Origin of the sequence: Salinicoccus sediminis, from assembly GCF_000986795.1 — a bacterium.
Lineage (GTDB): Bacteria > Bacillota > Bacilli > Staphylococcales > Salinicoccaceae > Salinicoccus > Salinicoccus sediminis.
Genome location: NZ_LAYZ01000025.1, coordinates 69,934 through 91,476, shown reverse-complemented (window position 1 = coordinate 91,476; position 21,543 = coordinate 69,934). Strand labels below are relative to the sequence as shown.

Here is a 21,543-nt window from a genome sequence, read left to right as displayed (position 1 = left end):
TAAGGAGGCGAAATTGTGGCTAAAAAATCAATGATTGCTAAACAGCAAAAAGAACAAAAGTTCAAAGTAAGAGAATACACACGCTGCGAAAGATGCGGAAGACCACATTCAGTAATTCGCAAATTCAAGCTTTGCCGTATTTGTTTCCGTGAACTTGCTTACAAAGGTCAGATCCCTGGCGTTAAAAAAGCAAGCTGGTAAGCGCCATAAATTGAAAGGAGGCACTTTAAATGACAATCTCAGATCCAATTGCAGACATGTTGACACGCATTAGAAATGCGAACATCGTCAGACATGAAACACTAGAAATCCCTGCTTCTAACATCAAGAAGGAAATCGCTGAAATCCTGAAAGCAGAAGGTTATGTTAAAAATGTAGAATACATCGAAGATGACAAGCAAGGCGTTATCCGTGTATTCCTTAAATACAGCAGTAAAAACGAAAGAGTCATCACAGGCCTGAAGCGTATCTCCAAGCCTGGACTCAGAGTATATGCACAGAGGGAAGAACTTCCTAAAGTCCTTAACGGCCTTGGAATTGCTCTTATCTCAACATCAGAAGGTGTGCTTACTGATAAAGAAGCACGCAAAAGAAATATCGGCGGGGAAGTACTCGCATACGTTTGGTAATGAATTAACAGGAGGTGCAAACTAATGAGCCGTGTAGGTAAACGTATTATTGAAATTCCAAGTGATGTAACAGTCACAATTGACGGATCTACTGTCACAGTAAAGGGTCCCAAAGGTGAACTTGTAAATACATTTAATGAAGATATGACTTATAACCTGGAAGATAATACACTTGAAGTCGTCAGACCAAGTGATTCCAAAGAACACCGTACTGTCCATGGTACAACCCGTGCACTCATCAACAATATGGTTGTAGGTGTGTCACAGGGCTTCACCAAAGAACTTGAGTTGGTTGGTGTAGGTTACCGTGCGCAAATGCAGGGCAGCAAACTTGTCCTGAGTGTTGGACTTTCTCACCCGGTTGAATTTGAACCTTCCGAGGACCTTTCCATCTCAGTGGATGGTAACACGAATGTTAAAATCGAAGGCATCAACAAAGAGTATGTTGGAGCACTCGCTTCAAAAATCCGTGCCGTACGTCCACCTGAACCTTACAAAGGAAAAGGTATCCGTTATAAAGATGAACTCGTTCGTCGTAAAGAAGGAAAAACTGGTAAATAATAATTAAAGTGAGGAGTGAACATCAATGATCGCTAAAATTGACAAGAACAAAGTGCGTCAAAAAAGACATCAGCGAGTGCGTAACAAGCTTTCCGGCACAGCCGAAAGACCACGTTTGAACGTCTACCGTTCCAACCAGCACATCTATGCACAAGTAATTGATGACAGCCAGCAGGTTACACTTGCAAGTGCTTCTACAACTGATCCGGATTTCAAAGGTGAAAACGGCTCTAACGTAGATGCTGCTGCTGAAGTAGGCGCACTCATAGCAAAACGTGCTAAAGATAAAAATGTAGAAACTGTAGTATTTGACCGCGGAGGCTATCTCTATCACGGACGCGTTAAAGCGTTGGCAGAAGCTGCACGTGAAAACGGTCTGCAATTCTAATCGAAGGAGGGAAATTCATTTATGGCTCGTAGAGAAGAGAAAGTACAAGAATTCGAAGAGCGTGTGGTTACGATCAACCGTATCGCTAAAGTTGTAAAAGGTGGACGTAAGTTCCGTTTCTCAGCACTTGTTGTTGTCGGGGACAAAAAAGGCCGCGTAGGATTCGGTTCAGGTAAAGCCCAAGAGGTACCTGAAGCAATCAAAAAAGCAATCGAAGCTGCTAAAAAAGATCTTATCGAAGTACCACTTGTTGACGGTACTGTTCCACATGAAATCATCGGACGCTTCAGCTCCGGCAGAGTATTCATGAAACCAGCCGCTCCTGGTACAGGTGTTATCGCAGGCGGACCGGTCCGTGCGGTACTTGAGCTTGCAGGTGTTACAGATATCCTGAGTAAATCACTGGGTGCGAACACTCCAATCAACGTTGTACGCGCAACGATCACAGGACTCACTGAACTGAAGAGTGCAGAAGAAGTTGCTGAATTGCGTGGTAAATCAGTAGAAGAGCTACGAAACTAAGGAGGGAAACACAGATATGGCAAAGATTAAAATCACCCTCAAAAAAAGCTTGATCGGCAAGCCTGAATCTCAGAGGAAAACAGTTGCTTCACTCGGTTTGAAGAAAACCAACTCAACTGTAGAACATGAAGATACACCTCAGATCAGAGGACAGGTTGCAAAAGTCAGCCACTTGGTTACAGTCGAAGAAAAATAATGATATTATAAAATAGGAGGTGCGAAGATGAAATTACATGAGATGAAGCCTGTAGAAGGCGCTCGTAAAAATCGCAACCGTGTAGGACGTGGTATGTCTTCCGGCAACGGTAAAACATCCGGCCGTGGACACGATGGACAAAACTCACGTTCCGGCGGCGGTGTTGGTCTGACATTCGAAGGTGGACAGCTTCCACTGTTCCGCAGAATTCCTAAACGCGGATTCACGAACATCAACCGTAAAGAATATGCTGTTGTAAACCTGAGCGATCTTAACCGTTTAGAAGACGGCGCTGAAGTTACACCGGCTGTGCTGAAAGAAAATGGCATTGTTAAAAATGAAAAATCTGGTATCAAAGTCTTAGGCAATGGTGCTCTGGAGAAAAAATTAACAATTAAAGCTCATAAGTTTTCTGCTTCAGCTGCTAAAGCAATTGAGGAACAGGGCGGAAGCTACGAGGTGATCTAATGATTGGCACGATCTCCAATTTCTTCAGAATCAAAGAGATCCGCAGTAAGATTCTTTTTACTCTGGCAATGCTAATCATCTTCAAAATCGGCACGTATATCCCGGTTCCCGGTGTGGATCCGAGCGTGTTTGAAATGGGAGGCGGTCAGCAGGGCGTACTTGATCTGATGAACACCTTCGGTGGTGGAGCATTGATGAACTTCTCTATCCTTGCCATGGGCATCATGCCCTACATTACAGCATCCATCGTGGTGCAGCTCCTACAGATGGATGTTGTGCCGAAGTTTGCTGAATGGGCGAAACAGGGAGAAGTTGGTCGTCGTAAGCTGACTCAGTTCACCCGTTATTTCACTATAGTCCTCGCTTTTATACAATCCATCGGTATGTCGTATGCATTCAACCAGATGTTCCAGGGTATGCTGATTGAAGAAAGCAGTATCGGATCATATCTGTTGATTGCACTTGTACTTACAACAGGTACTGCATTCCTGATGTGGCTGGGAGAGCAGATTACCACACACGGTGTTGGTAACGGCATCTCCATAATCATCTTTGCAGGTATCCTGGGTGTGATTCCAAATGCAATCATCCAGCTTTACCAGCAGAGATTTGTCGGCGCTGATGACACGACGATGGCTATTTTGCAGATGGCTGCACTTTTCGTATTCCTGCTCCTGATTACGGCATTTGCCGTGTTCATCCTGCAGGCTGTGCGTAAAATCCCGGTCCAGTATGCGAAACGTCAGAGAACTTCGTCCACTTTGGCACCGCAATCGACATTTCTGCCTCTGAAAGTCAACCCGGCAGGGGTAATACCGGTAATCTTTGCGATGGCATTCTTCATGCTGCCGCAAACACTGACGCTATTCTTCCCCGATCAGAACTGGGCCCAGACAGTGGCGAGATTTGCTGATCCGTCAGATTGGTTTGGCATGATCTTCTATGTTGTCCTGATCATAGCATTCACGTACTTCTATTCATTCGTCCAGGTCAATCCTGAAAAGATGGCAGATAACCTTAAGAAACAGGGGAGTTACGTACCCGGCATACGCCCGGGCAGAAACACCCAGGATTACATCACCTCTGTGCTGTACCGCCTGGTGTTTGTAGGTTCACTGTTCTTAGCCGGAATTTCCATCTTGCCGCTTCTTATAACGAAGTTCATGGATCTGCCGCAGGCGATTCAAATTGGAGGTACAAGCTTACTGATTGTTATCGGTGTTGCACTTGAAACAATGAAACAATTGGAAGCACAGGCAAACCAAAGAGAATACCGCGGTTTCAGAAAACGCAGGTAGGAGGAAAAGCGTATGAATATTATATTAATGGGACTCCCTGGTGCCGGCAAAGGTACTCAGGCTTCCAAGATTATAAAGAAATACCCGATCCCTCATATTTCAACCGGCGACATGTTCCGTCTTGCAATCAAGAATGGAACAGAGCTCGGCAATGAAGCCAAATCCTATATGGACAGAGGCGAACTTGTTCCGGATGAAGTGACAGTCGGTATCGTCAAAGAACGCCTGAGCCAGAGTGATGCCAAGGAAGGCTTCCTGCTGGATGGTTTCCCCCGCACGGTGGAACAGGCTGAAGCGCTCAACAGAATCATGGATGAACTTGATACGAAGATTGACAGAACAATCAACGTGGAAGTGCCTGAAGAAGAGCTGATGAACCGTCTGACCGGCCGCCGCATCTGTGAAGTATGCGGAACCACTTACCATCTTGTGTTCAACCCTCCTAAACAGGAAGGCGTATGTGATCTGGATGGCGGAAAACTGTATCAAAGAGAAGACGATAATCCTGAAACAGTTGCAAATCGTCTTGAAGTGAACATTAAGCAAACAGCACCATTGCTTGACTTCTATGAGAATCAGGGTGTATTGGTCAATGTTGATGGAGCTCGTGATATTGATGAAGTGTTCAATGATATTGATGAAATTTTGCAGAACTTATAAGGATATTCACCTCTTCAGACACTTTGGGTGAATCCAGCTCGTCTCACTACGAAAAATATCCGGGTTCAATATTTAACGTTAAGTGTATGTCCAAACTTCACCTGAAGTGAATTTCTAATAGGGATTAGAAGACTGTAAAGGGGGAATTTATAATGAGTAAACAGGATGTTATTGAACTGGAAGGTACTGTACTCGATACTTTACCGAACGCCATGTTCAAAGTTGAACTTGAAAACGGACATGAGATACTCGCTCATGTTTCAGGTAAAATCCGTATGAACTATATACGTATTCTTCCTGGCGATAAAGTAACAGTTGAAATGTCACCGTATGATCTGACTCGGGGCAGAATCACTTATCGTTTCAAATAATGGACTCCATATTCTAAGGAGGTAATACACATGAAAGTAAGACCATCAGTAAAACCGATCTGTGAAAAATGCAAAGTCATCCGCAGAAAAGGTAAAGTTATGGTAATCTGTGAGAACCCTAAGCATAAACAGAAGCAAGGCTAAAATTATAAACGGAGGTGTAACAATATGGCTCGTATTGCAGGAGTAGACGTACCACGTGAAAAACGTGTCGTAATCTCACTGACTTATATTTACGGAATTGGTCATTCCAGATCTGCAGAAATCCTTGAAAAAGCGGCTGTTTCAGAAAGCACACGCGTAAGGGATCTTACTGAAGACGAATTGAACAAAATCCGTGAGGTTGTTGACAGCTACAAGATCGAAGGTGATCTTCGCCGTGAACAGAACCTTAACGTCAAACGTCTGATGGAAATCGCATCTTACAGAGGTATTCGCCACCGTCGTGGACTCCCGGTTCGTGGACAGAAGACTAAAAACAATGCCCGTACCCGTAAAGGTCCAGTTAAAACAGTTGCGAATAAGAAAAAATAAGTAGGGAAAAGGAGGAATAATAATGGCTCGCAGACAACAAACTCGTAAACGTAAAGTGAAAAAGAATATTGAGTCCGGTGTGGCTCACATCCGTTCAACATTCAACAACACAATCGTAACAATTACAGATGATTTCGGTAATGCATTGTCTTGGTCATCAGCAGGTGCACTCGGCTTCAAGGGATCCAAGAAATCAACACCTTTCGCTGCACAAATGGCTTCAGAAACTGCTTCCAAAGCAGCTATGGAACATGGCCTGAAAACTGTTGAAGTTACAGTAAAAGGACCTGGTGCAGGTCGTGAAGCAGCTATCCGTGCGCTCCAGTCTGCAGGATTGGAAATTACAGCAATCAAAGATGTAACTCCTGTACCGCACAATGGCTGCCGTCCACCTAAACGTCGCCGCGTATAATTGCTGGTTACAGGAACGCTATTCATGTAATGTAAACACATGGTTGCATATTATTTCCGGCGTTTAAAGGGAGGAAAAGTAAACAAATGATAGAAATCGAAAAACCTAGAATTGAAACAGTTGAAGTATCGGAAGATTCTAAGTTTGGTAAGTTTGTTGTTGAACCTCTTGAAAGAGGCTATGGAACAACACTTGGGAACTCCTTGCGTCGCATTCTGTTATCTTCATTACCTGGTGCGGCTGTCAAAACGATAGAAATAGAAAATGTACTGCATGAGTTTTCAACAATCGAAAACGTTGTTGAGGATGTTACAACGATCGTTACGAACATTAAGAAGCTCGCACTGAAAATCTATTCTGAAGATGAGAAAACACTTGAGATAGATGTCAGCGGTGACGGTGTAGTGACGGCTGCGGACATTACCCACGACAGTGATGTCGAGATTTTGAACCGCGACCTTAAGATCGCCACTGTTTCCAAAGGCGGACAGCTTAAAATCCGTATGATTGCCAACCGCGGCAGAGGGTATACTCTTGCTGAAGGCAACAACAAAAGCGATCTGGCAATAGGTGTGATTCCGGTGGATTCAATCTATACACCGATCGAACAGGTAAACTACACAGTAGAAAACACCCGCGTGGGACAGATGACCAATTTCGATAAACTCACTTTGGATGTCTGGACAGATGGCTCCATCAGCCCGCAGGAAGGTGTATCACTGGCTGCCAAGATTATGAATGAACATCTGAATATCTTTGTCGGTCTTACTGATGAGGCGCAAAATGCTGAAATCATGATAGAAAAAGAAGAAGATCAGAAAGAAAAAGTTCTTGAGATGTCAATCGAGGAACTGGATCTGTCAGTACGTTCCTACAACTGTCTCAAACGTGCAGGAATCAACTCTGTACAGGAACTCACTGATAAGTCAGAGGCTGACATGATGAAAGTAAGAAATCTGGGACGCAAGTCTCTTGAAGAAGTCAAATTCAAACTTGAAGACCTCGGGTTGGGGCTTCGTAAAGAAGATTGATAAAGGAGGTAAATTTCAATGGGCTACAGAAAACTCGGACGTACGTCTGACCAAAGAAAAGCGATGCTGCGCGATCTGGCTACATCCCTTATCGTGAGTGAACGCATTACAACGACTGAAAAAAGAGCTAAAGAGCTCCGTAAAGTCGCTGATAAACTCGTCACACTTGGTAAAAAAGGAAACCTTGCTGCAAGACGCCGTGCAGGCCAGACAGTGCGTAACGTTGAAATCACTAACGAAGATGGAACGACTCAAGATGCGCTCCAAAAACTCTTCAACGATATCGCTCCGCGATTTGAAGATCGTCAGGGCGGATACACAAGCATCAAAAAGCTTGGAGAACGCCGCGGTGACGGTGCTGAACTCGTAATCATCGAATTCGTGCAAGGCGCTGTAACTGCTTCAGAAGAAGCATAATCTATAAAAGCAGACTGAGTGTTACGATGGTACGGCCTGCGTGCCGTATTGTCTAGCTCATCGTACCCTGCAGGCAATACATGAATAATCGCGCGACTCCGAACGCAGGGTACGCGCTTTTTTATTACATAAATTCAGGTGGTGGGAGATATGATCGAATTCAACGATGTCACATACAGTTACAGAGCAGAAGATTATAATGCATTGGATCATATCTCCCTGAAATTCCGGCGGGGTGAATGGACTTCTGTAATCGGGCACAACGGCTCCGGCAAGAGCACGCTGGTGAAGCTTCTGATGGGCGTGCTGGAAGGCTACGCGGGCGAGATCAGGATAGACGGAGAGGTTCTGACGGAAGAGAACCTTCAGGATATCAGGAGACGCTTTGCGATAGTGTTCCAAAATCCGGATAACCAGTTTGTCGGCGCCACGGTAGAAGATGATGTGGCGTTCGGACTGGAAAACAACGGTGTGGAGAGAGACGAAATGGTGAGGAAAGTCGAGGAAGCACTGCGGGCGGTCAATATGCTGGAATTCCGCACCCATGAACCGTCAAGGCTCTCCGGCGGACAGAAGCAGCGCGTGGCGATTGCCGGTGCACTTGCGATGGAGCCGGACCTCCTCATCCTTGACGAGGCCACATCAATGCTCGATCCCCAGGGCAGGCGGGATGTGCTTGAAATCCTCGGGCAAATCCATAAGGATAAGATGACTACGATCATATACATCACCCACGATCTCGCAGAAATCGGGGTCAGTGATCATGCCGTGGTCATGAAGGACGGCCGTGTGATCAATGAAGGCACTGTGGAGGAAATCTACCAGGATACGGAATCGCTCATTTCAAGCCGGCTCGTCCTGCCCTTTACGATTTCGATGGCGGACCGGCTGCTCGAGGGCTGCTACATGTCATACGATGAACTGGTGGAACGCCTATGAATATCAGACTGGAAAAGCTGACGAGCATCTATCAGGAAAACACGCCGTTTGAACACCTGGCATTGAACAGGATCAGCACAGAGTTCGAAGAAGGAAAATACTATGGAATCATCGGACAGACCGGCAGCGGGAAGTCGACGATGATCCAGAATCTGAACGGGCTTTTACTGCCGAGCTACGGGGAAGTGCACGTCGGGGATATTACACTCAGACGCAGGACGAAACAGAGGACCGTCCATCAGGCTAAAAAGCGGGTGGGCATGGTCTTCCAGTTCCCCGAACACCAGCTGTTTGAGGAATCGGTCATAAGGGATGTGATGTTCGGGCCGAAAAACATCGGCATGGGTGAAGATGAAGCCAGGGAGAAGGCGGAATATTATCTGAAGCTGCTGAATGTCGATGAAGCTCTGTTTGATAAACAACCCTTCGATTTGTCCGGAGGACAGATGAGGAAGGTTGCCATTGCGGGAATACTGGCAATGGAACCCGATGTCCTCATCCTGGATGAACCGACAGCGGGACTCGATCCACTCAGCCATATAGAGACGATGGAACTGTTCGGGAAAATACAGAAGGAGATGGGCATCACCGTCATACTGATCACCCATGATATGAACGATGTATACGAGTATACAGATGAAGTGAAGCTTCTGAATCAGGGAAACCTCATCCGTTCAGGCAGTACAAAAGATATTCTGACAGATGAAGCGCTTCTCAGGGAGTACGAACTCGAAGTGCCGGATATAGTAAGACTCACCTTTGACCTTGAACGAAAGGGCATAAAGTTCGAAAAGATGCCCGGGACCAAAGAGGAATTCATCGGGCTCTATACGAAATGGAGGGATGGTCATGCTGAGTAAGATGCTGCTCGGACGGTATATCCCCGGCAACAGCCTGGTCCACAGGATCGATCCCAGGGCGAAGATCATCGCGGTGCTGCTCTTCATGATCATTGTGTTTTTTGCGAACCACTGGACAGGATATCTTCTGCTGATCCTTTTTGTCCTCAGTCTGACGAAGCTTGCGGGACTCTCCCTCATATTCCTGTTCAACGGGCTGAAGCTGATCCTGCTTTTGATCGTATTTACATTCATGATGCACCTCTTCTTCACAAAAGGGGGAACGGTGCTGGTCGATGCGGGGTGGTTCACCATAGAATCCGAAGGCATCATCCGCGGCATCTACATTACGATACGCCTTGCAATGCTCATCCTCATCACGACACTGCTTACGCTGACGACCAGCCCGCTGTCCCTGACCGATGCAATTGAGCGCATCTGCCGGCCGCTCAAAGTGCTGAGGGTGCCTGTACATGAAATTGCGATGATGATGTCGATCAGCCTGCGCTTCATACCGACACTCATGGATGAAACGGAAAAGATCATCAAGGCACAGAGCGCAAGGGGCTCCACGTTCATGACAGGCAGCCTCAAATCACGCCTCAATGCACTCACACCCATATTCATCCCGCTGTTCATATCCGCATTCAAAAGAGCGGAGGAGATGGCGGTGGCCATGGAAGTCAGGGGTTATCAGGGGGAAAAGGGGCGGACAAGCTACCGTGTACTGGACTGGCAGTTCAAAGATACAGCCGTCATAATCATGATGGTCCTGTTCGGAATCATCCTGTTCACGATCAGACAGTAAGGAGCATCACCAATGCGATATTTAGTAAAAGTGAGTTATAACGGCAGCAGATTCCACGGCTTCCAGTATCAGAAGGATGCCCGTACTGTACAGGATGAAATCGAGCAGGTCCTCCGCCGCATGCATAAGGAATTCGTCCGCATCCATCCCGCCAGCCGGACTGACGCGGGAGTCCACGCAATCGAGCAGTACTTCCATTTCGATTCCCATATCGGCATCCCGGAGGATAAATGGAAATTCGCACTGAATTCAGGCCTGCCGAAAGACATACTCGTGCGCGAAGTCACGGAAATCAGTGATGAGTACCATGTGAGGTACCATTCAAAGGGCAAGGCGTACAGGTACAGGATATACCAGGGGAGGGACAGGAACCCGTTCCAGGACGGCCTCAAAGTCTTCTATCCCCATGCGCTGGATGAACGGCGCATGCGTGAAACCATGCAGTACTTCATTGGCACACATGACTTCACCAGCTTCTCGAGCGCCAAATCCGAAATCGAATATAAAGTGAGACATATCCACCGCTTCGACCTCGTCAGGACAGAAGACGGATTCGACTTCGTCATCATCGGCTCCGGTTTCCTGTACAACATGGTGAGGATACTCGTTGCATACGTACTCGAAGTCGGCCAGGGCAGATGGGACGGCACGAAAACACCGGAGATACTCGGGGCGCGTGACAGGAAGCTCGTGCCCAAAACGGCACCCGCTGAAGGGCTGTATCTGGAACGTGTATTCCTCGATGAAAAAGCCCTCGCGGAAACATTGCAGCAAATGAAAAATAACCTTGAAAAACATTGACAAAATGCACTTATAAGGTTATCATAGACAACGGTATAATTTTATATCACCCGCGATAAGCCCCGGAAACTTATTGTAGAACAGATATAATAACATGAAGAAGCTTTTTTTATTTTAAAGCATAAAAACGAGCAGATTACTGATAAACTAGGAGGACAAAAAATGCGTCAAACATTTATGGCCAACGAAGCTAACATTGAGCGTAAATGGTATGTTGTCGATGCAGAGGGAGAGACACTCGGCCGTCTTTCCTCAGAAGTTGCAGCGATCCTTCGCGGCAAGAACAAACCGACATTCACACCGCACGTTGATACAGGTGACAATGTAATCATCATCAACGCTGAGAAAATCGAATTGAGTGGTAACAAAGCACAGGATAAAATGTACTACAGACACTCCGGACACGTAGGTGGAATCAAATCCATCTCTGCAGGAGACCTTAGAGACAAAAACCCTGTACGCCTCTTGGAAAACTCCATCAAAGGCATGCTTCCGAAGAACCCACTCGGTCGCGCAACAGGCAAGAAACTTCACGTGTATGCTGGAAGCGAGCATCCGCATGAAGCACAAAAACCAGAAAAATACGAACTTCGCGGTTAAGGAATAGGAGGTTAATTCATTGGCTAAAGTAGAATATGCAGGAACAGGTCGTCGTAAACACTCAGTAGCACGCGTACGCTTAGTACCAGGTGAAGGTAATGTCACAGTAAACGGCCGTGACATGAGAGAATACCTTCCATTCGAAAGTTTGATCCTTGACTTGAACCAGCCTTTCGCAGTTACAGAAACAGAAGGTAACTACGATGTACTGGTAAACGTCAAAGGCGGAGGCTTCACAGGACAGGCACAGGCAATCCGTCACGGAATTGCAAGAGCACTTCTGGAAGCAGACCCTGAGAACCGTGGACCACTCAAGAGAGCAGGACTCCTTACACGTGACCCACGTATGAAAGAACGTTACAAATACGGTCTTAAGAAAGCCCGTCGTTCTCCACAGTTCTCAAAACGTTAATATATGCTTATATATTGAAACACTCCCTGGAAAATCCAGGGAGTGTTTTTTATGTAAGGAGGATCTTAAATTTTTCAGCTCCTGACTATATAGAGTGGCTTTTCTGTAATCATGTCAGCATATAACAAAAAGGGGATATGAAGTGGAGCACCTTCATACCCCATCTTATACTATTAATGCGTCATTGTACCGTTGTCAATCACGAGTTCAGTACCTGTCACTGCTTTCGCATCATCGCTTGCCAGGTAAACTGCACCATTAGCAATATCTACTGGATCAGCAATATGATTTGGAAGCGGGCTTGTTACTTTGACTTGATCCCACATTTCAGGGTTTTCGTCGAATACATTTTTCAGCATGTCAGTCATAATCTCGCCTGGATATACAGCACTACAACGAATATTATCTTTAGCAAAGTTATGTGCAACGTGCTTTGTCAATGATCGAACACTACCTTTAGATGCCGAGTATGCAGCATCCCCACCATCCGCATTACCTGATTTCAGACCACCGATTGATGCAATATTAATGATGGAACCCCCGCCATTTTCCTGCATTTTAGGAATACTTTTCTGAATCCCTAAAAGTGTACCAAGTGAATTTACTTCCATTACTTTCATATACTTTTCCGATTTCATATCAAGCACGCCTTTGTTTGACCAGTCCAAGGATTTTTCCGAGCTCAATGATGTTTCAGAGGAGTATCCGGGAATATTGGACAATCTGATTGATACTTGGCATGTGGAAGCTGAAAAGAATGGGGCTCTACCTCTATCTGAGAACTTCCTGGACGGTTTGGGGAATTTACCGGAAGATAACTTGAGAGCAAGGGAATCCTTTACAGTTTATCCAGGTATGTCTCATTTAAGCGAGTCTGCATCATCTTTAACATTGGATAGGAATTATGAAATCACAATTCCTATTGATATAACTGAAGATGATGAAGGGGTATTGCTTGCACTTGGAAACAGAGGCAGTGGTTATACATTCTATATCAAAGACGGCGAACTAAATTATGTATATAATAATGGTTCTGAACGATACACTATTTCATCAGATCTGTATGCAGGTGAAAATGACATCAGGTTCAAATTTCAAAATACCGGAGATAACCAGGGTATAGGCACATTGTATTGAATGATGAGCTGATGGGAGAAGCGGATATGGAGACACTTTCTTACAAAGTTTCACTCGAAGGTTTAGATGTTGGTAAAGATCTCTTATATCCAGTCAGTCCGGCCTATGAAGATGAAGGAGAGTTTGAGTTTACAGGTGAAATTGAGCATGTGTAATACCAATTTGAAGAACCTGAGCATATTCTGTCACAGGAAGTGGAACCGCAGTGACTTTATAGCTATTATTTATAGTTTTTTCAGTCAGTAGAGGTTTGAAATACAGCACTTCACATATTTGAGTGGAACTAAACTCAAATATGTGGAGTGCTTTGTATTTAAATATTTCTCCGAACCAGTTTAATTCAGCAGCCCGAGATAAATTTCTACTGTTTTGTTAAACTGCATTGTGTTTCGGAATAAGAAAGTGTCTTTTAGGCTTAACTAGGGTAAATGGGATGTATATCAGTAAAAAGGAACAGTCGGTGAAGTAGCTAAGAACAAACTATCCCGTCGGTTCAAAACCAATCGTCCGTATCAAAAGGTATTGATTAATGTCACTCAATATAATATTTCAGCATCAGGAAAAAATTTTACTTGTCACATTTATGGATGCATTCAGTGGAGAGGCTTTGTCTTATAAAATCTAATCAGTGGCCCACACTGATATCGAAGTAAAGCCTTTAGAAGCATTAATTGAACAGACTATCGAATGACAGGTCATTCGGGCCAGGGCTGGTAATATCGGCACAAAAAAAGGTGAGGTATTTTAAAAGAAATGAGACATTTCAAAGTATGTCTTGAAAAGGCAAATGTCTGTATAGTTCTCCGGTGGAGAACTTCTTTGGGATGCTTAAACAAATGTTTTATGGCTAGTCGTTCAAGCCATATACAGAGCTGGGATCTGCCATCCATCAATACATCCACTTTTATAATCATGATAGAATAAAAAGACATGTCTACTGTAGATTACAGGAAACATACTTTTTAAACATAACTTTTTGGTGCACAACATCACTTCACTACTTTAGAGGTTGTGATTTTTATAGTACTATATAATGTAAATCAAACAATATAGCTGAATCACCTTCAGCTTAAAATCTATTGTATGTTTTCTGTACATATAAAAGCACCCCTAAAGTTGAATTTTGGAGTTCAACTTTAGGGGTGCACCTCACATTTGGCTCCGGGGTATAAATATTTACAGATCTTCAAATGCTGTCACTGCAAGTTCGACTTCATCAGGGTCATATTCGACAGTATAACGTGACTCCAGGTCAACGGGTGGGTCCAACAGGTCATAATCTCTGGTACTTTCAATGATATTCATATCCTTTAGTATTCACGTCACATACAAGTAGCAGACAAATAATTTAAATATAAAGTTCGATATTTATAAAAAGGTTTGATACCATTGAATCGAACAGCTGAATTGTGGCAATGCAAAAATATAATCATTATCTGAAAGACCGGATAGTTTACTAGCAACTATGTGCAAAGGGGGTACACGGTGGGAGATAACATTATTGCATTGCTGATAATAGCTGGTGTCATTGTATTGTTTATTATATTGGGGATTTTACTTTTAAATGGTAAAGGTTCTTCCTTAATAGCCGGTTATAATACGATGTCACCAGAGGAAAAAAAGAAGTATGATACCGCCAGACTAACTAAGTTTATGGGGAAAATGATGTTTGCCTTATCATTTAGTATGTTGTTCTGGATTTTCAGTATAGCATTTGAAATGAATGGGTTGTTCTATACAGGTCTTATTTTATTTTTGGGCATCGTTGTATATATGATTATATATATTAATACTGGAGACAGGTTCAAAAAAAGAGAATAGCTTTTTCAGTTATACTGTAAAGTTTTATGCTGACCGCTGATTTGGCGGTCTTTTTTATGATGCATATAAAGATTGGACAGCTCCGGATATGTGGAGTACGTTTTGCAGTATTGTAAATCACAGAGTATTATTCACTTAAGACGGCACATTCAGAGAAAATAGTATCACTGATATAGAAGTAAAGCCATTGATGGTTTAAAATTAAATGATATCCTCTTCAACATAAAAGCTGTTGGAAGGATCATTTAAATGCTAAAGGAAGCTGAAATTTTTGAAAGTATCACTACAGACTAAAATACTGATTCTGGTATTATCACTTGTGCTTTTTGTCATTATTGTTTTAACCGCATCTTATTCCTACTCTGAGGCAAAGGAAATAGAGGAGGAAAGGGGACAGACGGCTTTAAAAATTTCCAGGACGATTTCTTTGATGCCTCAACTGACAGATATGTTTCAAACAAATGACCCCGCGCAGGTGATTCAACCGGCTATGGAAAGAATAAGAGAACAAATAGATGCCGAGTTCATCGTCGTTGGCGATCAGGAAGGCATTCGATATTCCCATACCAATCCCGAACAAATTGGAGAGGAAATGGTCGGAGGGGATAATGACCGGGCGCTTGTTGAAGGTGAATCTTATATTTCAAGAGCAGACGGATCATTAGGGCCTTCGCTTCGGGGAAAATCACCGATTTTTAACCAGGATGGTGAAATTATTGGTATTGTGTCGGTCGGTTTCCTCGTGGAAGATATTCAGGAACGGATTTTAAATGATGTCATTGATGTGACATACAGGTCACTGATCGTATTCGTGATCGCCATTATAGGAAGTGTACTGCTGGCGAGAAATATCCGCAGGGACACGATGGGCCTGGAGCCTTATCAAATTGCCAAATTATATACGGAAAGAGATGCCATTTTGGAATCAGTCAGGGAAGGCATCCTGTCATATGACAGGACCGGCGGGATAACGATGATGAATCACACTGCAAGAAAACTTTTAAATGTCCAAGGGAGTTTTCAAAATTCCAAAATCGAAGACGTATTGCCCGGTTCCAGCCATTACGAGCTTTTTAAAACAGGAAAACCTCAAATGGACCAGGAATTATCATTGGAAGATAAGACATTGATTGTCAATCAGACACCGATTTTTCATAAAGATGAAGTGAAAGAGGTTGTCGCTTCATTCCGTGATAAAACTGAATTTGAGCAAATGCTCAACACGATTTCTGAAGTTCAGAGCTACTCGGAAGATCTACGCGCCCAAACCCATGAATTTACGAATAAATTATATGTATTATCCAGTTTATTGCAATTAGGTGAATACGAAGAAGCGGTCCGTATGATACAGAGTGAAACAACAGAATTACAGATTAAAAATCGTATCCTTTTTAATCAGCTTGAGGACACAAAGATACAAGCCGTAATATTGGGGAAAATGGGAAAAGCATCCGAACAGAAAATCAACTTTGACATTGATTCAAACAGTTCCCTCCACACTCTGCCCAATCATATCAAATTGACGCACCTTATCGTAATTATCGGGAATCTCTTAGATAATGCATTTGAAGCTGTTTCTCTGAATCATGAACATTCATATGTAACGTTTTTTGCTACAGATCTTGGGAATGATATCATTTTTGAAGTCCATGATAATGGAACCGGCATTTCCGAGAAGAACAAGGCGCTTCTTTTTAACAGAGATTTCACACAAAAGAAATCTCATGACCCAAGAGGTTATGGACTTGCAAATGTTCATGAAACTGTCAGCCAACTCGGGGGGCTGGTTGAAGTCCAAAGTGAAGTCGGAGAGGGCTCTGTGTTTACGGTATACTTGCCTAAAGAATTAAAATGGAAGGGGGAACAATGATGGAGACGATAAAGATCGCAATAGCGGAAGATGATTTTCGCGTAGCCGATATTCATGAAAAATTTATTGAAAAAATATCAGGTGTTGAGGTAGTGGGAAAAGCGTTAAATGCCGAAAAAACCTTTGAGCTTTTAAATACCAGAAAAGTAGATCTGCTGTTACTTGATATTTATATGCCTGACCAACTGGGAACCGACATCATTCCGGCTATCCGACAAAACTACGAGGATGTCGATATTATTATGATTACAGCAGCGACGGATAAAACATTCCTTGAAAGAGCAATACGAAACGGTGTGAAAAACTATTTAATTAAGCCTGTTACAGTTGACCGTTTTACAAATACAATAGAGAAATATCTTCAGGACAGGAATCTATTACAAAACAAAGAAGAAGTAAATCAAAATGATGTGGACAAGCTGTTTAAAAATCCAGATGAAAATAAGATAGAAACTGAACAGATATTGCCGACGGGGATAGATGCAAATACTCTTCATAATATATTAGTGGTTCTTAAAAACAATCAGAAAGGTTTGTCGGCTGAGGAAATAGGTGAAAAAATGGGAGCGTCAAGAACGACTGCAAGACGATATTTGGAATATTTGATTTCCGTAAATGAGTGTCGTTCAGAGGTGGAATATGGAACGGTGGGACGCCCGGAACGTAAATATTTATTGGGTTGAAATGCTTTAAGTGCACATGATTTCTTTATCAACATAATGGTTTTAAACCATTATGTTTTTTTGTTCATTAAAACCAAAAAACACATAAAGTGGTTTAAAAGAACAATAAAACCACAACATTACATAAACTGAGTTATGTTATACGATGTTAATAGGATTTTGAACGCTTGACTAATCCATTATAATCTTAAGGTATTTATAGTTATAAATGAAAGCGCGTTCATTTGTGGAAAGATTTTGTGAACAGGAGGAAGAAATATGAGTCTAAGTTTAATTGGAATTTTAACAATTCTAACCATAGTAGTATTACTGATTTGGAACAGAACTTCGCCAATTGTTATAATGATCATTTTGCCAGTCATTGGCGCTTTGATCGCCGGTTTTAGTGTGGCGGAAATTGGTGTCTTCTTTGAGGATGGTATTGCCCAGGTTATGAATGTTGTTGTCATGTTTATCTTTGCTATAATATTCTTTGGAATTATGCAGGATGCAGGTCTTTTTGAACCGATAATTAATAAAATGATAGCTTTATCAGGCGGTAATGTAGTAAAAGTCGCTGTGGCAACTGTGCTGATTGCAGCGATTGGACAGCTGGACGGTTCAGGTGCATCGACATTTCTGATAACAGTACCTGCACTTTTGCCGTTGTACCAAAGGTTGAAGATGAATCCATATTTGCTTCTCTTACTGGTAGGTGGCAGTGCAGCTATTATGAATATGGTGCCGTGGGGAGGACCTATGGGACGTGTGGCTTCTGTACTTGGCATGGATGTAAATGAGCTTTGGCAGCCGTTGATTCCTGTTCAAATTGTAGGTTTAATTTTAATGCTTGGACTTGCTGTTTTCCTTGGATTCAGAGAACAACGCAGAATTAAAAACCAATATGGACTGGTTGATGGTGCAGTAGCTCTAGTAGTATCGTCTGAAGAAAATGATGAGGAAGACGATGAAGCAAAGAACAAAGAAACCGACTCGCATGGAAATTCATTGGTGAGACCTAAACTTATTTGGGTGAATTTGATTGTAGCGCTTGCTGTTATTGGTGTTTTAGTTTCAGGTATTATTCCGTCTGGTTTTGCTTTCATGATGGGGGTCGCTGTTGCATTGCTGATTAATTATCCGAATGTCACAGATCAGACAGCCAGATTACGTGCCCATGCACCAAGTGCATTGACAATGGCAGGTATTATCCTCGCTGCCGGTCTGTTTTTAGGGGTACTTACAGGCTCAGGTATGTTGGATGCCATTTCAAAAGATTTCGTCACGATTCTTCCTGAAGGAGTGACGCAATATATTCATTTGATTGTTGGTATTTTGGGAATTCCTTTTGATATGCTGCTGAGTACAGATGCTTATTATTTTGCATTATTCCCGGTTATAGAACAAATTGCTTCGGCAGTAGGGATAGATTCCTTGTCAACTGCCTATGCCATGATTATTGGAAATATTGTAGGTACCTTCATCAGTCCATTGGCACCAGCAGTATGGCTGGCACTTGGATTATCAGGATTAGAAATAGGAAAACATATCCGCTATTCATTTTTCTGGTTATGGGGACTGAGCCTCGTGTTGATTGGTGTAGCTGTATTGTTTGGTATCATCAGCATTTAAGACGATATATTATGCATAATTTATAAGAACTGATTTCAAAACGTTGATATATATTCATATATAGAAAAGCACTCTGATATTCTCCCCTTGTAGTAGACAGAGAAATAATAAACACTCTGTAAATACTATAAGGGGGGATTTCTATTTTAAGATGTATACGTCTTTTGAAACATTGGAAGCCGATATTGAAAAATACATCAAATTTATAATCACGACAGATTTCAAGCGAAACTAAAACACCCAGTAGGCTGCCACTCGCTCTTGGAGGGAAGAACCGGACTAGTTGTGGGCGTCATGCAAGGTTGGCGGCAAACTCATAATCATGCTTCGTATGCACACTGCCTTCCAGAATTACACGCGCAGTACGTACTACTTTGATTGCACATATTTTCCCAGCTATGAGATCCACTTTGGTTTCCATGATTCCAGCCGGATGCGCGAGCCGGATGACCTGACTCTCCACTTCCAGGAAGTCTGAGAAAATGGTATCTTCCAAAAATGCAGCAGCAGTTGTACAGATTGCGCCGGTTATCGCCAGGGCCTGATGTGGTTTTTGCATGGACATCATTCTGATTCTGCAATCCATATCTCCGGCTTTCCTTTCAACGCCTGCTACGTCTGTAAAGTTCTCTGGCGGGGCGATAATCGTCATTTTAGGGACTGCAGGCGATAATCGGGTAGCTTCTTCTTTTTTGGCAAACTGACATTTTTCAGCAGCAATTGACCGTATTTCTTCAAGTTCCGCCAACTTCTCCGGTGTGAAGTCATGAGGCAGTTCGGACCCGGTCAGTCCCACATCCCGGGCATTTATGAACACCAATGGATTGGCGACGTCTATGATGGAAATTCTCATCATTCCTCTGGATGTTTCAATGGTATCCACAGGATTCCCCGTAGGGAACAACTTTCCGGTTACCGCTCCTTCGGCATCGACGAATGAGAGGTATACCGGCGACCCTGTGCCGGGAACACCTGGTACTGAGCACAGTCCTTCTGTTTTCACCTGACCATTTTCCACTTCTACTTCAGAAATGATCATCTTTTGGGTATTCGTATTGAAAATCCTGACGGTTGTAACAGGTTCAACAACGGGTACAAGCCCCTGGTTGATGGCATAGGGACCGACTGCAGAGGAAATATTACCACAGTTTCCTTTGAAGTCTACCAATTGATTTCCGATACTCACCTGTGCAAATGTATATTCTATATCGATATCCGGCTGTCCGGATTTTTTAATGATGGCAGCTTTACTTGTGAGAGAATTCGCGCCGCCAAGGCCGTCAATCTGTCTGCTGTCGGGACTGCCCATGATGTCCAGCAAAAACTCATCCCATAGTTTACGCTCAGTTGGCATTTGTTCGTAATCAATGAAGACACCCTTACTTGTTCCTCCACGCATAATTACTACAGGTACTTTCATTTACATAACACCCTTTCAAATTTACATTTAAAAAGTATTTAAAATCATGTTATGATACTATTTGATATAAGTGAAATAGATAATTTATTATTAAAAAATTAAAAAATATTTATAACACTGATGCGGAGGTATCATTATGGATGAAAAAGATTGGAATGTGCTGAAAATTTTATATGAAGAAAAGAATATCAGTCATACTTCTGAGCGTTTATATGTTTCGCAGCCCGCTCTTACATATAGACTTAAAAACCTGGAGAAGGAATTCGGAACACCCTTGTTCTTTAAAGTGAAAGGAGGGGTTGAATTTACTTCTGAAGGTGCGTATCTGGCGCAATACGCAGAGGAAATGATAAATCATCTCCAGAAGACGAAAGATTATATGTCAAATCTTCAAGGAGAAGTAAGGGGAACGTTGCGTTTGGGGGTCTCGAGCAATTTCGCCCAGTATAAACTGCCTAAAATATTAAAAAAATATTCACTACAATACCCGAATGTTCAATTCAACGTGAATACAGGATGGAGTACGGACATCATGAAACTGCTGGATTCTTCCAAAGTCCAACTGGGAATTTTGCGGGGAAATCACGATTGGTACGGGGAGAAACAGCTGCTGCACAAAGAAAAGCTGTGTTTGATATCAAGCGAAGAGGTGGATATTGAAAAAATACAGGACCTTCCCTTCATAAACTATAAAACCGACAGTTCGCTGGACAGCCTCATTAAAGGGTGGTGGCATGACAGATATTCAAGACCGCCATTAGTCACAATGGAAACGGATCGGCAGGAAACATGCAAGGAGATGGTTAAAAACGGGCTGGGCATTGCTATTGTCCCGGAAATCTGCCTTGAGCCTTCTGATAATCTTTATAATTATGAGTTGTTCTATAGAAACGGGGATCTTGTGGAAAGGAATACCTGGATAATGTACAACGAAGATTCCCTCCGCCTCTCAACGGTTAAAAACTTTATAAAGTTTTTGAACGATCATCCTGAAATATAATTGCAATAACTGCAAAGTTTAATTGTATATTTAATACTCCAATGTATTACCAATAGTGGTTTATAAAAAATTTTTAGCAAAATGCATAAAAAAACTATATTTTACTTATCCATGA

Annotated in this window: 31 protein-coding genes and 1 pseudogene; 29 read left to right on the top strand and 3 right to left on the bottom strand. The window is 42.9% G+C overall.

Annotated features, from left to right (window positions below; all coding sequences use genetic code 11):
- Positions 1–15: 15 nt before the first annotated feature.
- From WN59_RS11755 to rpsI, 21 genes are all read left to right on the top strand, one after another.
- The gene (locus WN59_RS11755) at positions 16–201 is read left to right on the top strand and encodes a type Z 30S ribosomal protein S14 (protein WP_017547659.1); all 186 of its coding nucleotides are present in this window, start codon (positions 16–18) and stop codon (positions 199–201) included.
- A gap of 29 nt (positions 202–230) precedes the next feature.
- Complete coding sequence (rpsH, locus tag WN59_RS11750) at positions 231–629, top strand: 30S ribosomal protein S8 (protein WP_017547660.1); 399 nt, start codon at positions 231–233, stop codon at positions 627–629.
- A 24-nt stretch (positions 630–653) separates the two neighbouring features.
- The gene (gene rplF, locus WN59_RS11745; RefSeq protein WP_046517560.1) at positions 654–1,190 is read left to right on the top strand and encodes a 50S ribosomal protein L6; all 537 of its coding nucleotides are present in this window, start codon (positions 654–656) and stop codon (positions 1,188–1,190) included.
- A gap of 25 nt (positions 1,191–1,215) precedes the next feature.
- Positions 1,216–1,578 (top strand): 50S ribosomal protein L18, encoded by a 363-nt coding sequence (gene rplR / locus WN59_RS11740; RefSeq protein ID WP_046517558.1) that lies wholly within the window; start codon positions 1,216–1,218, stop codon positions 1,576–1,578.
- A gap of 21 nt (positions 1,579–1,599) precedes the next feature.
- A complete protein-coding gene (rpsE, locus tag WN59_RS11735; protein WP_017547663.1) occupies positions 1,600–2,100 on the top strand; it encodes a 30S ribosomal protein S5 in 501 nt (166 codons plus the stop codon).
- Between the two features lie 16 nt (positions 2,101–2,116).
- The gene (gene rpmD / locus WN59_RS11730) at positions 2,117–2,296 is read left to right on the top strand and encodes a 50S ribosomal protein L30 (RefSeq protein WP_046517554.1); all 180 of its coding nucleotides are present in this window, start codon (positions 2,117–2,119) and stop codon (positions 2,294–2,296) included.
- A gap of 27 nt (positions 2,297–2,323) precedes the next feature.
- Entirely contained in the window at positions 2,324–2,764 is a 441-nt protein-coding gene (rplO, locus tag WN59_RS11725; protein WP_046517552.1) for a 50S ribosomal protein L15, read from the top strand.
- On the top strand, positions 2,764–4,062 hold the full coding sequence (secY, locus tag WN59_RS11720; RefSeq protein ID WP_046517549.1) for a preprotein translocase subunit SecY: 1,299 nt from the start codon (positions 2,764–2,766) through the stop codon (positions 4,060–4,062). The genes rplO and secY overlap by 1 nt, the downstream gene beginning before the upstream one ends.
- Positions 4,063–4,074: 12 nt before the next feature.
- Positions 4,075–4,722, top strand: a complete 648-nt coding sequence (locus WN59_RS11715) for an adenylate kinase (protein WP_046517547.1) — start codon at positions 4,075–4,077, stop codon at positions 4,720–4,722.
- Between the two features lie 152 nt (positions 4,723–4,874).
- Positions 4,875–5,093: a translation initiation factor IF-1 gene (gene infA, locus WN59_RS11710; RefSeq protein ID WP_017547668.1), complete on the top strand. Its 219-nt coding sequence runs from the start codon at positions 4,875–4,877 to the stop codon at positions 5,091–5,093.
- 30 nt (positions 5,094–5,123) lie between these two features.
- Positions 5,124–5,237: a 50S ribosomal protein L36 gene (rpmJ, locus tag WN59_RS11705; RefSeq protein ID WP_003156543.1), complete on the top strand. Its 114-nt coding sequence runs from the start codon at positions 5,124–5,126 to the stop codon at positions 5,235–5,237.
- 24 nt (positions 5,238–5,261) lie between these two features.
- Positions 5,262–5,627: a 30S ribosomal protein S13 gene (gene rpsM / locus WN59_RS11700; protein ID WP_046517495.1), complete on the top strand. Its 366-nt coding sequence runs from the start codon at positions 5,262–5,264 to the stop codon at positions 5,625–5,627.
- A 22-nt stretch (positions 5,628–5,649) separates the two neighbouring features.
- The gene (gene rpsK, locus WN59_RS11695) at positions 5,650–6,039 is read left to right on the top strand and encodes a 30S ribosomal protein S11 (protein ID WP_017547670.1); all 390 of its coding nucleotides are present in this window, start codon (positions 5,650–5,652) and stop codon (positions 6,037–6,039) included.
- Between the two features lie 86 nt (positions 6,040–6,125).
- Complete coding sequence (locus WN59_RS11690) at positions 6,126–7,070, top strand: DNA-directed RNA polymerase subunit alpha (protein ID WP_046517493.1); 945 nt, start codon at positions 6,126–6,128, stop codon at positions 7,068–7,070.
- Positions 7,071–7,088: 18 nt separating this feature from the next.
- On the top strand, positions 7,089–7,487 hold the full coding sequence (gene rplQ, locus WN59_RS11685; protein ID WP_046517491.1) for a 50S ribosomal protein L17: 399 nt from the start codon (positions 7,089–7,091) through the stop codon (positions 7,485–7,487).
- A gap of 150 nt (positions 7,488–7,637) precedes the next feature.
- Complete coding sequence (locus tag WN59_RS11680) at positions 7,638–8,426, top strand: energy-coupling factor transporter ATPase (protein WP_156172436.1); 789 nt, start codon at positions 7,638–7,640, stop codon at positions 8,424–8,426.
- On the top strand, positions 8,423–9,286 hold the full coding sequence (locus WN59_RS11675) for an energy-coupling factor transporter ATPase (protein WP_046517487.1): 864 nt from the start codon (positions 8,423–8,425) through the stop codon (positions 9,284–9,286). The genes WN59_RS11680 and WN59_RS11675 overlap by 4 nt, the downstream gene beginning before the upstream one ends.
- Complete coding sequence (locus WN59_RS11670; protein WP_046517485.1) at positions 9,276–10,073, top strand: energy-coupling factor transporter transmembrane component T family protein; 798 nt, start codon at positions 9,276–9,278, stop codon at positions 10,071–10,073. The genes WN59_RS11675 and WN59_RS11670 overlap by 11 nt, the downstream gene beginning before the upstream one ends.
- Positions 10,074–10,085: 12 nt before the next feature.
- Entirely contained in the window at positions 10,086–10,874 is a 789-nt protein-coding gene (gene truA / locus WN59_RS11665; RefSeq protein WP_046517484.1) for a tRNA pseudouridine(38-40) synthase TruA, read from the top strand.
- A gap of 162 nt (positions 10,875–11,036) precedes the next feature.
- A complete protein-coding gene (rplM, locus tag WN59_RS11660) occupies positions 11,037–11,474 on the top strand; it encodes a 50S ribosomal protein L13 (RefSeq protein ID WP_046517482.1) in 438 nt (145 codons plus the stop codon).
- Positions 11,475–11,493: 19 nt separating this feature from the next.
- A complete protein-coding gene (rpsI, locus tag WN59_RS11655; protein WP_046517480.1) occupies positions 11,494–11,886 on the top strand; it encodes a 30S ribosomal protein S9 in 393 nt (130 codons plus the stop codon).
- A gap of 173 nt (positions 11,887–12,059) precedes the next feature.
- Here rpsI and WN59_RS11650 read toward each other — a convergent pair whose 3' ends face one another.
- Entirely contained in the window at positions 12,060–12,533 is a 474-nt protein-coding gene (locus WN59_RS11650; RefSeq protein ID WP_269430690.1) for an SDR family NAD(P)-dependent oxidoreductase, read from the bottom strand.
- 67 nt (positions 12,534–12,600) lie between these two features.
- Between WN59_RS11650 and WN59_RS11645 the strand changes: the two genes are divergently transcribed.
- The 3 genes and pseudogenes from WN59_RS11645 to WN59_RS13970 form a co-directional block, all read left to right on the top strand.
- On the top strand, positions 12,601–13,023 hold the full coding sequence (locus WN59_RS11645; RefSeq protein ID WP_046517478.1) for a LamG domain-containing protein: 423 nt from the start codon (positions 12,601–12,603) through the stop codon (positions 13,021–13,023).
- Positions 13,024–13,049: 26 nt separating this feature from the next.
- Positions 13,050–13,178 (top strand): hypothetical protein, encoded by a 129-nt coding sequence (locus tag WN59_RS13905; RefSeq protein ID WP_269430689.1) that lies wholly within the window; start codon positions 13,050–13,052, stop codon positions 13,176–13,178.
- Positions 13,179–13,886: 708 nt separating this feature from the next.
- Positions 13,887–14,057, top strand: a pseudogene (locus WN59_RS13970) (IS3 family transposase); the annotation flags it as partial.
- 142 nt (positions 14,058–14,199) lie between these two features.
- On the opposite strand, the gene WN59_RS13900 reads toward WN59_RS13970, so the two are convergent.
- The gene (locus tag WN59_RS13900) at positions 14,200–14,328 is read right to left on the bottom strand and encodes a hypothetical protein (protein WP_269430688.1); all 129 of its coding nucleotides are present in this window, start codon (positions 14,326–14,328) and stop codon (positions 14,200–14,202) included.
- A 180-nt stretch (positions 14,329–14,508) separates the two neighbouring features.
- Here WN59_RS13900 and WN59_RS11640 point away from each other — a divergent pair, with 180 nt between their 5' ends.
- The 4 genes from WN59_RS11640 (at position 14,509) to WN59_RS11625 (ending at position 19,008) form a co-directional block, all read left to right on the top strand.
- Positions 14,509–14,844 carry a DUF3784 domain-containing protein gene (locus WN59_RS11640; protein WP_065232769.1) on the top strand — a complete coding sequence of 112 codons (336 nt, stop codon included), beginning with the start codon at positions 14,509–14,511 and terminating at the stop codon, positions 14,842–14,844.
- A gap of 271 nt (positions 14,845–15,115) precedes the next feature.
- Complete coding sequence (locus tag WN59_RS11635) at positions 15,116–16,714, top strand: sensor histidine kinase (protein WP_331386423.1); 1,599 nt, start codon at positions 15,116–15,118, stop codon at positions 16,712–16,714.
- Positions 16,711–17,397: a response regulator gene (locus WN59_RS11630; protein WP_046517474.1), complete on the top strand. Its 687-nt coding sequence runs from the start codon at positions 16,711–16,713 to the stop codon at positions 17,395–17,397. Before WN59_RS11635 ends, WN59_RS11630 begins: the two co-directional genes overlap by 4 nt.
- Positions 17,398–17,655: 258 nt before the next feature.
- The gene (locus WN59_RS11625; RefSeq protein WP_046517472.1) at positions 17,656–19,008 is read left to right on the top strand and encodes a CitMHS family transporter; all 1,353 of its coding nucleotides are present in this window, start codon (positions 17,656–17,658) and stop codon (positions 19,006–19,008) included.
- 292 nt (positions 19,009–19,300) lie between these two features.
- Here the strand turns inward: WN59_RS11625 and WN59_RS11620 are convergent, their stop codons facing one another.
- Positions 19,301–20,428 (bottom strand): 2-methylaconitate cis-trans isomerase PrpF family protein, encoded by a 1,128-nt coding sequence (locus WN59_RS11620; RefSeq protein ID WP_046517470.1) that lies wholly within the window; start codon positions 20,426–20,428, stop codon positions 19,301–19,303.
- A 136-nt stretch (positions 20,429–20,564) separates the two neighbouring features.
- Between WN59_RS11620 and WN59_RS11615 the strand changes: the two genes are divergently transcribed.
- Positions 20,565–21,428, top strand: coding sequence for a LysR family transcriptional regulator (locus WN59_RS11615; protein WP_046517469.1), 864 nt, complete (start codon positions 20,565–20,567; stop codon positions 21,426–21,428).
- The last annotated feature ends 115 nt before the right edge of the window (positions 21,429–21,543 follow it).

Bases quoted from the DNA above. Each gene is read 5' to 3' on its own strand.
- rpsH (WP_017547660.1), top strand. From the start codon at position 231: ATGACAATCTCAGATCCAATTGCAGACATGTTGACACGCATTAGAAAT.
- rplF (WP_046517560.1), top strand. From the start codon at position 654: ATGAGCCGTGTAGGTAAACGTATTATTGAAATTCCAAGTGATGTAACA.
- rplR (WP_046517558.1), top strand. From the start codon at position 1,216: ATGATCGCTAAAATTGACAAGAACAAAGTGCGTCAAAAAAGACATCAG.
- rpsE (WP_017547663.1), top strand. From the start codon at position 1,600: ATGGCTCGTAGAGAAGAGAAAGTACAAGAATTCGAAGAGCGTGTGGTT.
- rpmD (WP_046517554.1), top strand. From the start codon at position 2,117: ATGGCAAAGATTAAAATCACCCTCAAAAAAAGCTTGATCGGCAAGCCT.
- rplO (WP_046517552.1), top strand. From the start codon at position 2,324: ATGAAATTACATGAGATGAAGCCTGTAGAAGGCGCTCGTAAAAATCGC.
- secY (WP_046517549.1), top strand. From the start codon at position 2,764: ATGATTGGCACGATCTCCAATTTCTTCAGAATCAAAGAGATCCGCAGT.
- WN59_RS11715 (WP_046517547.1), top strand. From the start codon at position 4,075: ATGAATATTATATTAATGGGACTCCCTGGTGCCGGCAAAGGTACTCAG.
- infA (WP_017547668.1), top strand. From the start codon at position 4,875: ATGAGTAAACAGGATGTTATTGAACTGGAAGGTACTGTACTCGATACT.
- rpmJ (WP_003156543.1), top strand. From the start codon at position 5,124: ATGAAAGTAAGACCATCAGTAAAACCGATCTGTGAAAAATGCAAAGTC.
- rpsM (WP_046517495.1), top strand. From the start codon at position 5,262: ATGGCTCGTATTGCAGGAGTAGACGTACCACGTGAAAAACGTGTCGTA.
- rpsK (WP_017547670.1), top strand. From the start codon at position 5,650: ATGGCTCGCAGACAACAAACTCGTAAACGTAAAGTGAAAAAGAATATT.
- WN59_RS11690 (WP_046517493.1), top strand. From the start codon at position 6,126: ATGATAGAAATCGAAAAACCTAGAATTGAAACAGTTGAAGTATCGGAA.
- rplQ (WP_046517491.1), top strand. From the start codon at position 7,089: ATGGGCTACAGAAAACTCGGACGTACGTCTGACCAAAGAAAAGCGATG.
- WN59_RS11680 (WP_156172436.1), top strand. From the start codon at position 7,638: ATGATCGAATTCAACGATGTCACATACAGTTACAGAGCAGAAGATTAT.
- WN59_RS11675 (WP_046517487.1), top strand. From the start codon at position 8,423: ATGAATATCAGACTGGAAAAGCTGACGAGCATCTATCAGGAAAACACG.
- WN59_RS11670 (WP_046517485.1), top strand. From the start codon at position 9,276: ATGCTGAGTAAGATGCTGCTCGGACGGTATATCCCCGGCAACAGCCTG.
- truA (WP_046517484.1), top strand. From the start codon at position 10,086: ATGCGATATTTAGTAAAAGTGAGTTATAACGGCAGCAGATTCCACGGC.
- rplM (WP_046517482.1), top strand. From the start codon at position 11,037: ATGCGTCAAACATTTATGGCCAACGAAGCTAACATTGAGCGTAAATGG.
- WN59_RS13905 (WP_269430689.1), top strand. From the start codon at position 13,050: ATGGAGACACTTTCTTACAAAGTTTCACTCGAAGGTTTAGATGTTGGT.
- WN59_RS13900 (WP_269430688.1), bottom strand. From the start codon at position 14,328: ATGAATATCATTGAAAGTACCAGAGATTATGACCTGTTGGACCCACCC.
- WN59_RS11630 (WP_046517474.1), top strand. From the start codon at position 16,711: ATGATGGAGACGATAAAGATCGCAATAGCGGAAGATGATTTTCGCGTA.
- WN59_RS11625 (WP_046517472.1), top strand. From the start codon at position 17,656: ATGAGTCTAAGTTTAATTGGAATTTTAACAATTCTAACCATAGTAGTA.
- WN59_RS11620 (WP_046517470.1), bottom strand. From the start codon at position 20,428: ATGAAAGTACCTGTAGTAATTATGCGTGGAGGAACAAGTAAGGGTGTC.
- WN59_RS11615 (WP_046517469.1), top strand. From the start codon at position 20,565: ATGGATGAAAAAGATTGGAATGTGCTGAAAATTTTATATGAAGAAAAG.